A 12,163-nucleotide genomic window follows, 5' to 3' on the forward strand; every position below is an offset into this window, starting at 1 on the left:
GTTATAGAAAAGAAGATAGCTAAGACATCGGATATTGCAAAATCTTTAGGCGTTTCCCCCTCAAGTGTAACTGAAGTTATCCAGAGACTCAACAAAAATGATTTGATTTTTTATGAGCCATACAAAGGAGCCAAGCTAACAGAAAAAGGACTAAAGATAGCTAACAAAATAAAAAGAAAACATAGAATAGTAGAAGTATTTCTTTTTGATTATTTAAAAATAAATCCAGAAAATATCCATGCTGAAGCTTGTAGAATGGAACACTGTATCTCTGACAATGTTACTGACGCTTTGTGTAAAATGATGAGTGGGCCCTCAAAATGCCCTTGTGGTAAAGAAATACCAAAATGCGATCCAGATAAAAATTGTGATGTTTGTAAGAGGCGATAAAACATGGGTGTTACAATTGCACTAGTTGGAAGTCCAAATGTTGGAAAAAGTGTAATATTCTCTCATCTTACAGGTAAGTATGTAACCGTTTCTAACTATCCCGGGACAACAGTCGAATTATCAAGGGGCAAGGGTTTATTGCCTCTAAAAAAAGTTGATATTATAGATACTCTACCAATGGGAAAGGACTTACTAGCTCTAAAGAACGTTGATATTATTGATACTCCTGGATCAAACAGTATAGTTCCAATGTCTGAAGACGAAGAGGTAACAAGAAACGTGCTTATCTCAGGAGAAATAGACTATGTAGTCCAAGTAGCAGATGAAAAGAATCTTCAGAGGGCATTAATGATTTCTTCAGAACTCTCTGAACTCGAATTACCTTTTACTCTTGTTTTGAATATGGCAGATGAGGCTAGAAGAAAAGGCGTAATAATAGACCTAGATAGGCTTTCAAAAATACTAGGAGTGCCTGTAGTTGAAACTGTCGCTGTAGAAGGTAAGGGCATAGCAAAAATGAAGAAATCAATAGTAAATTCATCAAAAGCTCACGTTAAAGTAAATTATGGGAAGCTTGAAAATTCTATAGAAGAATTAACAAAAATACTTGGTAATAGAGGTAAAGCTATAATGGCCTTGTCAGATGAATCTTTTCCTGAAAAGATTCTAAAAGATAAAAAAAAGATTGAAGAGGTAAAAGAAATTATACGAAAAGAGAAAGAGTCTATTTCGGTACCCCTCTTTTACTATATTAGAGAAAAAAGACGAGAAGAAACATTGCACATATTAAGAAAAGTTAAAGAAGAAGAAAAAATATTAAAAACACAGTTTTCTGAAAAGCTTAGTAATTTAACTTTAAATCCTGTTACAGGGATACCGATATTTTTGGGCATAGTCTTATTGCTTTACCAGTTTGTTGGTTTTCTTGGAGCCCAAGTAATGGTTGAATTTTTGGAAGAAAAGATCTTTGGAGAGATTCTTAATCCGGCGCTTACTATTATTTTTGAGAGGTATATTGTCAATGATTTTATTTCAAGAATGTTTGTTGGCGAGTTTGGAATAGTTACTATGGCATTGACATATGCAATAGCGATAATATTTCCAATTGTTCTAACTTTTTTCATAGCATTTGGGCTTCTAGAAGATTCAGGATATTTCCCAAGGCTTGCAGTTATGGGTAACAAACCTTTGAAGTTTTTAGGGCTTAATGGTAAGGCTATACTACCTCTTATTCTGGGGTGTGGCTGTGTTACAATGGCCACAATTACAGTAAGGACTTTAGATTCTAAAAAAGAGAGGATCATTGCAACACTTTTATTAGCACTCGGAGTCCCATGTTCTGCACAAATAGCAGTCATTTTCGCTATGGCGTCGGCTCTTTCTTTCAATGCACTACTCTTTGTTTTCTCGGTAGTCTTACTCCAGCTAATAATTATCGGTGCGCTATCTTCTAAAATAATCAAGGGCCAATCTTCTGATTTCATAATGGAACTTCCACCTCTTAGAGTTCCAAAGTTCTCAAATATAATCTATAAGACTTTAATGAGATTGGAATGGTATGCAAAAGAAGTGATACCTATATTCATACTAGGAACCTTAGTCCTTTTCTTTTTCAATGAATTTAATATACTGGGGGTAATCGAGAGGATATTTTCTCCAGTAGTTGTCAGTTTTCTTGAATTACCTAAAGAAGCGGCAAGAGCCTTTTTGATGGGATTCTTTAGGAGGGATTATGGCGCAGCAGGATTATTCCAATTGCAAGATATTGGTTTAATGTCAAATTTACAGACTGTTGTAAGTTTAATCGTCATAACACTTTTTGTTCCATGCATTGCAAATCTATTCGTGATAATAAAAGAGAGGGGGCCAAAGGTAGCTGCAATGATATTTATCTTTGTTTTGATATATGCAGTATTTGTCGGGGGAGTTACTAATATATTTTTGAAATATACTGGAATAATGTTTTAGAGGAATTTTATGTTAGAAGAGATAATTGAAGAATCACTTGAATTTATATGGACTATGAGAGAGCAAAATGATGACAGTGTTGAAACTTTTATTAAAGGAATCCATTCAAGATGTAATTTTTCTCAAATAGCTGGAAATTTATCCACTGAAGATGTTTTGAAAAATCTTGAAACTGAGGGATTTATAGAGATTCATAATAAAAAAATTAAATTCCTAAAGAAAGGTGAAGAAATAGGAAAGAAGATTATAAGAAGACATAGACTTACTGAAAGACTTCTAAAAGATATTCTCCAGATGTCAATTGATGAAATAGAAGAGCCAGCATGTAGACTTGAGCATACAATAACTGAAGGATTGGAAGATTCAATTTGTACTCTTTTAGGCCATCCAAGTATATGTCCTCATGGATTTGAGATACCTCCAGGAAGTTGTTGCAAAGACGTGTCTAAAGTATTGGAACCAATTATAATATCCCTTAGTGACATGGAACCAGGTGGCGAAGGTAATATAATGTATTTAGTTACAAAGAGTCATCCAAGATTGCAGAGACTTTCAACATTAGGTCTTAGTCCAGGGTCAAAAATAAAAGTTGTACAGACATTTCCTACATTTGTTGTTCAAGTCGATGAAACTCAAATTGCTTTAGAAAAAAGCATCGCAAAAGATATCTTTGTACGTAAGACAAATGGGCGTAATCAACATAGGCATAGGCACAGAAGAGGGCTATTCTAAAAAATATTTATTTTTAATCTTTAATTTAACCAATATGCTTAAATAATATAAAAAGATAGTATATTTTTGGCGAGATAACAAAATCTATTATTTTGTATGCATGTTTCCCTAAAGATGGAAATACATTTTATTATAAAAGGAGGTAATAAACATGGCAGAAAAACCAACTATAACAATGGCTGAAAGAAATAAAATGATAATGGACCTAAGAAAACAATTCACTGAAAAATACGTTAAAGAATTAAAAGAACAACATCCAGATTGGTCTGATACTAAAATAAGAGGCGTAGCTGAAAACATGGCTCAAAAAGAAGTTTCAAAGAATACACAATGGAATGTCGATGTAGTTGAAAAAGGAAAAGTGGTGTATAAAGCAGGCAAAGGCGAAGAAACAATGGTAAAAAGAGAACCTGCACCAAAAGTAGAACAAAAAACACCACAAGCAACTGCAAAAACAACTGAACCTATAAAGAGTCTCAAGGATATTCTTTCAGGAGTCTTCAAGAAGAAAAAATAGATCCATTAAATTCTATTTTTTTAAATATATATTTTTATTTTACTCGCCATTTATCTATTTAAAACTTTATATAGTATAATGTTATTATTTTATACGCTTGTGTTATTAATGACAATAGAAAGAAAACTCGGGTTAATATTCAAAATGAATGAAGAAACATGGAAGAGGCATTCTAACCCATGGAGCGTTATAACAAGAAACACAGTTACCCCATTACTAGTACTTGCATTCTGGAGTAGAGTTTGGATAGGGTGGTATTCCCTTATCCCAATTGTATTAAGCTTAGTCTGGATGTATGTGAATCCTAGGGTATTCTCTCCGCCAAAATCAACTGATAATTGGGCTTCAAAAGGTGTTTTCGGCGAAAGAGTATGGTTAAATCGGGATAAAATACCTATTCCAGAATACCACAAAAAGTTGCCGAATATTTTAAGTATGGTTTCGGGTATTGGATTTTTATTTGTCATTTGGGGGATATATACCTTAGAAATATGGCCTCTCTTATTTGGAGGAGCTATTCAATATGCTGGAAAGCTATGGTTTGTTGACAGAATGGTTTGGCTTTATGAAGATATGAAACATCTGCCCGAATACGATAAATTTGAACATTAATTTAATATACAATAAAAATTTAATTTGATTAAGAACTATATTGAGAAAGCGAGCGTATGATAAAAAATATCCTTCTTGGAAGGCCATTTTTAGTAGTTTTTAATCTTACAAGAAGATGCAATTCAATATGTTCAATGTGTAGTATATGGCAGACCCCTTCTAAGATACAAGATGAGCTTAGTCTTGAAGAGATAGAATCAATATTCAAAGATTTAAAATCTTATGGGATTAAGCATGTTTTTTTACAAGGCGGAGAACCATTACTTCGGAAAGACATCATTCAAATCATTGAACTCTTAATCGGCCTTGGTTTGAATCCAACTTTAATAACAAACGGTCTACTATTAGATAAAAAAATTGCAAATAAAATTGCTGAACTTAAATGTAATGTCAGCATCAGCCTTGATTCATTGGATCCAAAAAGATATAAAAAAATTAGGGGTGTTGACAAATTACCCATTCTTTTAGAGAATATATATTATTGTGGTAAAATTGAGAATAAAAAAGGAGTTTGGCATATAACTTCAACAATAAGTAAAATCAATCATGACGAAGCTCTAGATCTTTTCTATTTTGCAAGAAATAATGGATTTAATTTTAATGTTTATCCTTATAACTATTCTCATTGCTATTCTAGCTCTCATGATGAAGATTTGAGCTATGAAAAGGATAAATTTCTTATTATCGAATCTTTTAAAAAACTGAGGAATGAAGCCTTAAGAAATAATTTGATATTTGATAAAATAATTTACGATGACATAATTAAGTATTTGGAAGGAGATTATTGCATGCCTTGTGATGCTATGAAAAAATCTATACTTCTAACAGAAAAAGGAGACATGTCCCCATGTCTTGAATTTAAACCATCTTTGAATCTAAAAGAAATTAGGATAAAAGACGCATTAAAAAAAATGGACTACTCTAAGGTAAAAAAATGTTACATGGAAACACCGTGTTTTTATGGATGCACACGTGGTTCTGGGATTGTAATAAGGAAAATCCCAGAAATATTATTATTTGGGGTTAAACATCCCAAAATCTTAGCAAGTTATATGATGGCCTATTACTTTTGATTTTCAATATATTTATATATAAAATTCGTGCTTCAAATTTATTCAAATAATGGAAGGTGCTATAATGAAAAAACTTATTTTATCAATTATTGTTGGAATTTTACTAGTTTCTATTTTATCAGGATGTGCATCAGAAGAAAAAGCCATATGGACAAAAACCTATGACAGTGGAAAAGATGACTTTGCTTTAGGAGTTACAACTGATGTTAGTGACAATGTCATAGTAACAGGATATACTTCAAATGGAAACAATAATGATATTTATACAATAAAATATAATAAAGACGGAAATCTTGAATGGACAAAAACCTATGACAGTGGAAAAGATGATTATTCCATAGCAGTCGTATCAGATTCTACCAATAATATACTAGTTACTGGTTTTATCAATAATGGAACAAACAATGACTTCTTCACAATCAAATACGATTTAAATGGCAATATTCTTTGGACTAAATCCTTCAACAGTGGAAACAATGAAGATGCTCTTGGCATTGCAATTGATTCAAAAGATAATATAATAATCACAGGCGAGCATTTTAGTAGTTCAAATGTGAACTTTTATACTATTAAATACAGTCCAGATGGTAATGTCTTATGGGAAAAATCCTATGATGGCGGAGATAAAGAGTCTCCATTTGATGTAGCAACCGATACAAATGATAACATAATAATTTCAGGATATTCCAATACTGGTTCAAGTTATGATTTCTTTACACTAAAGTATGATAAAGACGGCAATATTCTTTGGAAGAAAGAATATGATGGAGGAAATACTGATAAGGCATATGAAGTAGCAACTGACTCAAACGATAATATAATCGTTACCGGGGAATCTTTTAATGGCGCTAATGTTGATTTCTTAACTATAAAATACGACCAAAATGGAAATATAATATGGACAAAAACTTACGATGGGGGCAATGACGACTATTCCTTGGGCATAGCAACAGATTCAATAGGCAATATCATTGTAACAGGTTATACTTCCAAAGATAAAATCAAGAGCTACTATACAATCAAATACGATCCATTTGGCAATGTTATATGGGAAAAGTTATACAACAGTGGAAAAGATGATTATTCATTTGACGTTGCTGTGGATACAAATAATAAAATCGTAGTAACTGGCTACGTCTTCAATGGAACAAACAATGACTTCTTTACAATCAAATATTAATTTATTTTTTAATCAACATTTCAGGAACGGTAGTAATTGCGCCCTTTGCTTCCCTTATATCCATTCCGAGGGTACACCCAAAGGATACCAGTGTCAAAGGGGTCTTTACTTCATGTGTATCTCTGGCACCAGAAGTTAAAACTAATGGAAACAAGAATTTTCGATATGCCTTTAATAACTCTCTATAATTTTCTAAAGCCTTCACCCTTCGGTATCTTTGATTATTAATAAAATCTTGGAGATTTAATTCAAAACCAATTAAATTTTCCTTTGCAAGGTCAAAACAGACGCTATCTAAATTATCAGGATTTGACATCAAAGTTATTTCTTTAATCTTAAGTGCTTCTCTGTTATCCTTTGAATCCCTGCCCTTGAAGATTATCACATCTATTCCGTCAGCTTTTCTAATAATCTTTTTGGCATTTTTTGATTCATCATCAATTTCAATCCCAAGGAGAGTATTTTCTTTTTTATTCTTGTCAAAGCTTTCCAGAACTTCTTTGTAAGTATCTATATTGACTTGTTTAACTAAAGCAGTTTTTGAAAAATAAGATGAAGGGTATCCCCTTAGATCAATTGCTGAATAGTAACTTCCCATTCTCGATAACCTTTTCCCTACTTTTTGGATAGGTGACAAACTTCATGGAAATTAATATGTCACCATTATCATCAATAGTGAAATCATCGTTATATAATCTTTCCTTGTTCATCCTGACAAAAAGTATCCCGTCTTCATCCAATCGCCTTTCTAGAGTTTCAAGAACATGGGCCTTGTCGATTATGCTTATAAAATTTGATATGAAGTCCTTAATCTCTTTGTTTCTAGAAAGCTCAACAGTCACAATATTTATCTCATTGCCAAAGTGGCCGTATGTTTTGTTTATATTATAAGTAACTTCAAAAGAAAAAAATTTAGAAAGTAAAGATTTTACTTTCTCTATGTCTTCAGTTGCATGTGAAAAAGTTTCTATTTGTATCCATGCGATACCAAACGGATTCAACCTTACTTACCTCTGTTTCCTCGGGCTTTAAGTGAAGGCCTTAACTTCTCAGCGCCTGTTCCTTTGTTTCTAAGTCCTCTAGATCTCTTTCCTGCTGAGGTCAAACCCCTGAATACTCTTCTCTTGTGCTGTCTTTCACATATCCAGTTAATTCTTGGGTCTGCAAATATCTCAGGTGCAAAAGGATCAACTAGAATGACTTCATAAAAGACACGCTGACCGTCTTCTCCAACCCAGTATGAATTTAATACTTCAAGATTTGGAAACTTTCTTTGAACACGCTCTTCTGCAATCCACTTGAGGCTCTTTTTAGGAGAATATCTCAAAATACCTTTTGTTGCCGGTCTTCTACCACCTTTTATTGTGGGCCTCTTTCTCCCACCTCTTGCAACTTTTGTTCTTGCAACAATAAATCCTTTCTTTGCTTTGTAGCCAAGCTTTCTAGCTCTGTCGATTCTTGTTGGCCTTTCAATCTTTATTGTTGTAGGTTCTTTTCTCCACTGGATTAATCTTTCTGTCCAAAGTTCTCTTGTATACCCTTCTTTAGGCTTTTTCCAAGCCTCTTCCATATATTTGTAATATCCCAAATAAATCCCTCCTTATGGTTCGGCAAGCATTTCGCTTGAATCCACATTCCATAAGCTAGACAATTGATTTCTAAGGAGTTTTTAAAGGTTTCGAGAGAAATATCTCTAATTTTCCAGAAAATATATAAGTTATTCCCTTTTAATTTAACTAATGAAGGTACTAGTAGGCTCTAAAAATCCCGTGAAGATAGACGCAGTAAAGGAAGCTTTTTCTTCCTATTTTAAAGATATAGAAGTTGAAGGTGTTGAAGTAGGAAGTTCAGTACCGGATCAACCAATAGACGAAGAAACATTTGAAGGGGCAGAGCATCGCGCTAAAGTTATAAAAAAACTAAATGAGAAGGCAAATATCGGCGCATCTTATTTTGTTGGTATTGAAGGTGGAGTCATTAATATTTATTCTAAGTGGTTTGGAATTGGAGTTGTATGTATAATCGATGAAAAGGATAACCTTGGATTCGGAACATCTCCAATGTTTGAACTATGGGGCGATGCAATTGAAGAAGTACTTGATGGGAAAGAACTTGGAGATGTAATGGCTGAAGTAACAGGGGATTCTGAAGTCAAAAGAAAAGGCGGAGCTGTTGGATACTTAACAGACGGAGTCGTCGTAAGAAAAGACCTCTATACTTCTGCACTTAAAGTTGCACTAATCCCTCTTATGAAAGAAGATTTGTATTCTAAAAAAATATAGGCCTAAAATCTTTACAAAGAAGTTATAAAGATAAAAATATTCTTTCTTTCGATGAAAAAACAAAAGCATGTAGTTGTTTACGGATATCTTGAAGAAGAAGTTAATAAATTAAAGAGTTATCTTGATACTAAGCTTGAAATAAATCTAAAAATTATTTCAGCATCTGGAAAAGAGAATACAAAAATAGCAGATATCCTTGAAAGCAACGAAAGTTCTTTCTTTGAAGATAAAGAAGATAAAGTATTGATGTTCCTAGATTTCTTGGACGAGGAAATAAGATATTTGCTACATAACTTCTCAGAAATTAACATACCAAAACCTTTATTTTGCGTTTTAACAGAGCACAACATTGAATGGACTTTTGATAAGTTAATTATGGACCTGATAGAGGAAAGGAAACATTTTGAGGAAAAGAGAAAATCTGAAAGAAGTTGTTAGTTATGGAGTTAACTGAATTGCCTAATATTGGAAAAGAAGTCAGTAAGAAACTTATAGCAGTTGGAATTGATACACCTGAGAAACTCATTGAGTTAGGTAGCAAACAAGCATTTATCAGAATTAAATCAATTGACGATACTGCATGTTTTAGCATGCTTCAGGGATTGGAAGGTGCAGTCCAAGGTATCAGGTGGCACCACCTACCCGATTCAACAAAGAAAGATTTAAAGCAGTTTTTTGATTCGTTAAAGTAGTGTGCAATTGAAGACATTAGCAAAGTCAAAAATTAATTCTTTGCCACATTAAATCCGGAAATATATGAGTCAATCCTTTCTTTAATTTGCTCTGACTTTTCAACTATCTCTTTTTCCTTAACTTCGTTTTTATATATGGGATCTTTTGGGAATTCTATTTGATTATTTAATAGAGACATGTCTGTCATGCTTCCATTGAATTTTCTTTTAGAGATTTTTTCAAATTCCCTTATCTCTGAGGTAAGGGATTTCCCAAGCTTTGTTCCATAGAATTTCTGCCAGGAAAATTTTGTAATGCCATTTGAACCCGCCAATAGAAGTGGGCCAACTAGATTTATTCTGTCTGACCAAATGCCGGTAACTATCTCTAGTTTGGGAAAATTTAATCTAGTTTCAGAAACAAAATCGAGATAGTATAAAGAAGATGGTGGAACAGAATCTTCAAAAATTGTTCCTTTGTGGGGATTTAAAGAGTAGAACGTCACCCTATCAACTTTGTAGTTATTAATTATCTCGAAAAGATTGTCAAGATCTTCTCTTTTCTCCCCCAATCCCAAAATTATTGTGAGGCCTTTTTTATATCCAAATTCATCAGCAATATCCAAAAAATTCATTAACTTATCCCAGCTTTTTGAAGGACATATTTCACAGAATAGGTCTTCACTAAAAGTTTCTATAGAAGCAGTTACACCTTTGAGCTCTTCTTCGAAAATTGAAAGATCCTCTTTTTCAAGTATACCGGTATTTAACCAGACTGGCTCTCCAGTTATACTTGCAATTCCCTTGACTATGTCTGCTATTTTTTCAGTATCATAAACACCATATCCTGAAGAGAGAAACTCAACCTTCCAGTTTGCCATTTTTACTAAAAAAGTTTCAGCAAATATTGATTCAATGCTTCTCAATCCTTTTCTTGGACCAGTTTTAATAGTTGACATATAACAGAACTTACAATCTCTTAGGTCGCAGTGATAAGATAAAAAAATAGCTCTTTCAATATTTATGGAATCAAAATTCTTTTCAGTCAATTCAAATGCTTTTGATAATCTACCTAATAAATCCATTATATCCCTAAAGTTTTTTAGAATTTTTCCATAAGTATTCAAAGTTGGATATTGTCCAGTCTGAAAATCTGATATCGCTCCCTTCGATAATATTAAGGTAATCAAATTCATTATTATGGTCTTCAAAACCTACCCATGAGAAATTTCTATCACAAACCTGCATAACGCAGTACATTTCTTTCCTTTCAATGAATCTAACTTCATATTTTTGATTATCAATAAGATAGGAATCTTTTTCTATTTTATCAATTTCTTCTATTGGGTATATTGTCCTAATACTTACCCCCTCTTTCATATCAGAAAATATGTCAAGTATATCCTTTGAAATTCTGGAGAAAATACCTAGATGCTCAATTCTTGACCCTTTTACATTTTTTGAAATGAAAGGAAAAACATCAAGAGATGTGATACGATTTAATTTATTGTTTTGCCAGGTTAAGAAATCTCTAACAAAACAATTTGGAATTTTTTCTATATTGTGCTTTTCGATAAATTCAGAATAGTTCTCTACGTTAGTTTCAAGATCCTGAAGATTTTTAATCTGAGATTTGTAAATCTGTCCCTGTTTTGAGAGGTAGAACTGAGTTCCATCCTTTACTGCAAGTTTTTTTTCAACAAAAAGATTCAGTTGTGTTGAAACATCTTGCCACCTCATCTCTAGTTTTTTTGCAATATCTAGACTTTTTTGAGGATTTGTAAGGGATAATTCATCTAATATGTCCATTCTTTTCTGACTATTAAGGATAAAGTTCCAAAGTTCCATTAAAAATCCTCTCTTAATTTAATGTGTTAATGTAAAAATAGAAGATTTTACATTATTTAAAGGTATTGCATGATTATATTTGTTAAATTATTTATTTTCCTTTATAATTAATTATTTGATTTAATAAATAATTATAATTATAATAGTATTATAATTTTAGTCAAAAATTCTTACTATAAACGAAATATTTATAAATATTAGAGTCTTGAATAATTCGTGATTTAAAATGTTTGGAATTTCAGATCCATGGGTGTGGTCAGCATACCTGTTGACCCTTTTGTCCACTCTACTATGTGTGGGGTGGTCGGTAATCAAATTAAAGGAGAATAATGGGTGAGATTATGGAAAATACAGCTATATCAATTATTGTAATATTTTGTTATCTTGTTGTTACTGGTTTTCTTGCCCACAAAGGTTGGAAACAAACAAAAAATAAAGAAGATTTCATGCTTGGGGGAAGGAAGGTTCATCCCTACATTATTGCAATATCTTATGGGGCTACCTTCATCAGTACTTCTGCAATAGTTGGATTTGGCGGTTCTGCATCTATGTTTGGCATGGGGCTGCTATGGCTTACATTCATGAACATATTTGTTGGAATCTTCCTAGCATTCGTAGTTTGGGGAAACAGAGCAAGACATGTGGGGCAAAACTTAGGGGCTCTAACTTTTCCAGAGATAGTGGGAAAAAGATTCAACTGTAGATTCTTACAGGGCTCATTTGGTCTTCTTATAACAATCTTCATGCCATTATATGCTTCAGTTGTGATAGTTGGAGCGGCCAGAATGATTGAGTCGACGTTCAATCTGAACTTTAATCTTGCATTGATTGTAATGACTGGGATAGTTGCAGGATACGTTCTCTTTGGAGGGTTATTGGCAGTATTATAT

General features: G+C 32.8%; 16 protein-coding genes. 11 read left to right on the plus strand and 5 right to left on the minus strand.

The window, feature by feature from the left end; genetic code table 11:
• The 7 genes from HPY60_04925 to HPY60_04955 all read left to right on the plus strand — a co-directional run.
• Nucleotides 1-390 (plus strand): metal-dependent transcriptional regulator (locus HPY60_04925; protein ID NPV50524.1); only part of this gene is annotated, 390 nt, incomplete at its 5' end.
• A gap of 3 nt (nt 391-393) precedes the next feature.
• Nucleotides 394-2,358 carry a ferrous iron transport protein B gene (gene feoB / locus HPY60_04930; GenBank protein ID NPV50525.1) on the plus strand — a complete coding sequence of 655 codons (1,965 nt, stop codon included), beginning with the start codon at nt 394-396 and terminating at the stop codon, nt 2,356-2,358.
• A gap of 9 nt (nt 2,359-2,367) precedes the next feature.
• On the plus strand, nt 2,368-3,090 hold the full coding sequence (locus tag HPY60_04935; GenBank protein ID NPV50526.1) for a metal-dependent transcriptional regulator: 723 nt from the start codon (nt 2,368-2,370) through the stop codon (nt 3,088-3,090).
• Nucleotides 3,091-3,241: 151 nt separating this feature from the next.
• A complete protein-coding gene (locus tag HPY60_04940) occupies nt 3,242-3,607 on the plus strand; it encodes a hypothetical protein (GenBank protein ID NPV50527.1) in 366 nt (121 codons plus the stop codon).
• A gap of 108 nt (nt 3,608-3,715) precedes the next feature.
• On the plus strand, nt 3,716-4,219 hold the full coding sequence (locus HPY60_04945; GenBank protein ID NPV50528.1) for a hypothetical protein: 504 nt from the start codon (nt 3,716-3,718) through the stop codon (nt 4,217-4,219).
• A 56-nt stretch (nt 4,220-4,275) separates the two neighbouring features.
• Complete coding sequence (locus tag HPY60_04950; GenBank protein NPV50529.1) at nt 4,276-5,292, plus strand: radical SAM protein; 1,017 nt, start codon at nt 4,276-4,278, stop codon at nt 5,290-5,292.
• A gap of 64 nt (nt 5,293-5,356) precedes the next feature.
• Nucleotides 5,357-6,472 carry a hypothetical protein gene (locus HPY60_04955; GenBank protein NPV50530.1) on the plus strand — a complete coding sequence of 372 codons (1,116 nt, stop codon included), beginning with the start codon at nt 5,357-5,359 and terminating at the stop codon, nt 6,470-6,472.
• A 1-nt stretch (nt 6,473) separates the two neighbouring features.
• Here the strand turns inward: HPY60_04955 and HPY60_04960 are convergent, their stop codons facing one another.
• From HPY60_04960 to HPY60_04970, 3 genes are read right to left on the minus strand one after another with little or no spacing between them, the layout of a single operon-like run.
• Nucleotides 6,474-7,070, minus strand: a complete 597-nt coding sequence (locus tag HPY60_04960) for a hypothetical protein (GenBank protein NPV50531.1) — start codon at nt 7,068-7,070, stop codon at nt 6,474-6,476.
• Nucleotides 7,045-7,473 carry a hypothetical protein gene (locus HPY60_04965; GenBank protein NPV50532.1) on the minus strand — a complete coding sequence of 143 codons (429 nt, stop codon included), beginning with the start codon at nt 7,471-7,473 and terminating at the stop codon, nt 7,045-7,047. The genes HPY60_04960 and HPY60_04965 overlap by 26 nt, the downstream gene beginning before the upstream one ends.
• Nucleotides 7,474-7,475: 2 nt before the next feature.
• Nucleotides 7,476-8,060 (minus strand): 50S ribosomal protein L15e, encoded by a 585-nt coding sequence (locus tag HPY60_04970; GenBank protein NPV50533.1) that lies wholly within the window; start codon nt 8,058-8,060, stop codon nt 7,476-7,478.
• 151 nt (nt 8,061-8,211) lie between these two features.
• On the opposite strand from HPY60_04970, the gene yjjX reads away from it, so the two are divergent.
• The 3 genes from yjjX to HPY60_04985 are packed head-to-tail and all read left to right on the plus strand — an operon-like array spanning nt 8,212 to nt 9,446.
• A complete protein-coding gene (gene yjjX / locus HPY60_04975) occupies nt 8,212-8,754 on the plus strand; it encodes an inosine/xanthosine triphosphatase (protein NPV50534.1) in 543 nt (180 codons plus the stop codon).
• 51 nt (nt 8,755-8,805) lie between these two features.
• Nucleotides 8,806-9,192 (plus strand): DUF3783 domain-containing protein, encoded by a 387-nt coding sequence (locus tag HPY60_04980; GenBank protein NPV50535.1) that lies wholly within the window; start codon nt 8,806-8,808, stop codon nt 9,190-9,192.
• A gap of 2 nt (nt 9,193-9,194) precedes the next feature.
• On the plus strand, nt 9,195-9,446 hold the full coding sequence (locus HPY60_04985; GenBank protein NPV50536.1) for a TfoX/Sxy family protein: 252 nt from the start codon (nt 9,195-9,197) through the stop codon (nt 9,444-9,446).
• Between the two features lie 32 nt (nt 9,447-9,478).
• On the opposite strand, the gene HPY60_04990 is transcribed toward HPY60_04985, so the two are convergent.
• Complete coding sequence (locus tag HPY60_04990) at nt 9,479-10,510, minus strand: radical SAM protein (GenBank protein ID NPV50537.1); 1,032 nt, start codon at nt 10,508-10,510, stop codon at nt 9,479-9,481.
• 7 nt (nt 10,511-10,517) lie between these two features.
• The gene (locus HPY60_04995) at nt 10,518-11,273 is read right to left on the minus strand and encodes a hypothetical protein (protein NPV50538.1); all 756 of its coding nucleotides are present in this window, start codon (nt 11,271-11,273) and stop codon (nt 10,518-10,520) included.
• 341 nt (nt 11,274-11,614) lie between these two features.
• On the opposite strand from HPY60_04995, the gene HPY60_05000 reads away from it, so the two are divergent.
• Nucleotides 11,615-12,163: sodium:solute symporter family protein (locus HPY60_05000; GenBank protein NPV50539.1), on the plus strand; the 549-nt coding region annotated here is incomplete at its 3' end.

This window comes from Methanofastidiosum sp. (assembly GCA_013178285.1).
Taxonomy (GTDB): domain Archaea; phylum Methanobacteriota_B; class Thermococci; order Methanofastidiosales; family Methanofastidiosaceae; genus Methanofastidiosum.

Bases quoted from the DNA above. Each gene is read 5' to 3' on its own strand.
- feoB (NPV50525.1), top strand. From the start codon at position 394: ATGGGTGTTACAATTGCACTAGTTGGAAGTCCAAATGTTGGAAAAAGT.
- HPY60_04935 (NPV50526.1), top strand. From the start codon at position 2,368: ATGTTAGAAGAGATAATTGAAGAATCACTTGAATTTATATGGACTATG.
- HPY60_04940 (NPV50527.1), top strand. From the start codon at position 3,242: ATGGCAGAAAAACCAACTATAACAATGGCTGAAAGAAATAAAATGATA.
- HPY60_04945 (NPV50528.1), top strand. From the start codon at position 3,716: ATGACAATAGAAAGAAAACTCGGGTTAATATTCAAAATGAATGAAGAA.
- HPY60_04950 (NPV50529.1), top strand. From the start codon at position 4,276: ATGATAAAAAATATCCTTCTTGGAAGGCCATTTTTAGTAGTTTTTAAT.
- HPY60_04955 (NPV50530.1), top strand. From the start codon at position 5,357: ATGAAAAAACTTATTTTATCAATTATTGTTGGAATTTTACTAGTTTCT.
- HPY60_04960 (NPV50531.1), bottom strand. From the start codon at position 7,070: ATGGGAAGTTACTATTCAGCAATTGATCTAAGGGGATACCCTTCATCT.
- yjjX (NPV50534.1), top strand. From the start codon at position 8,212: ATGAAGGTACTAGTAGGCTCTAAAAATCCCGTGAAGATAGACGCAGTA.
- HPY60_04980 (NPV50535.1), top strand. From the start codon at position 8,806: ATGAAAAAACAAAAGCATGTAGTTGTTTACGGATATCTTGAAGAAGAA.
- HPY60_04985 (NPV50536.1), top strand. From the start codon at position 9,195: ATGGAGTTAACTGAATTGCCTAATATTGGAAAAGAAGTCAGTAAGAAA.
- HPY60_04990 (NPV50537.1), bottom strand. From the start codon at position 10,510: ATGGATTTATTAGGTAGATTATCAAAAGCATTTGAATTGACTGAAAAG.
- HPY60_04995 (NPV50538.1), bottom strand. From the start codon at position 11,273: ATGGAACTTTGGAACTTTATCCTTAATAGTCAGAAAAGAATGGACATA.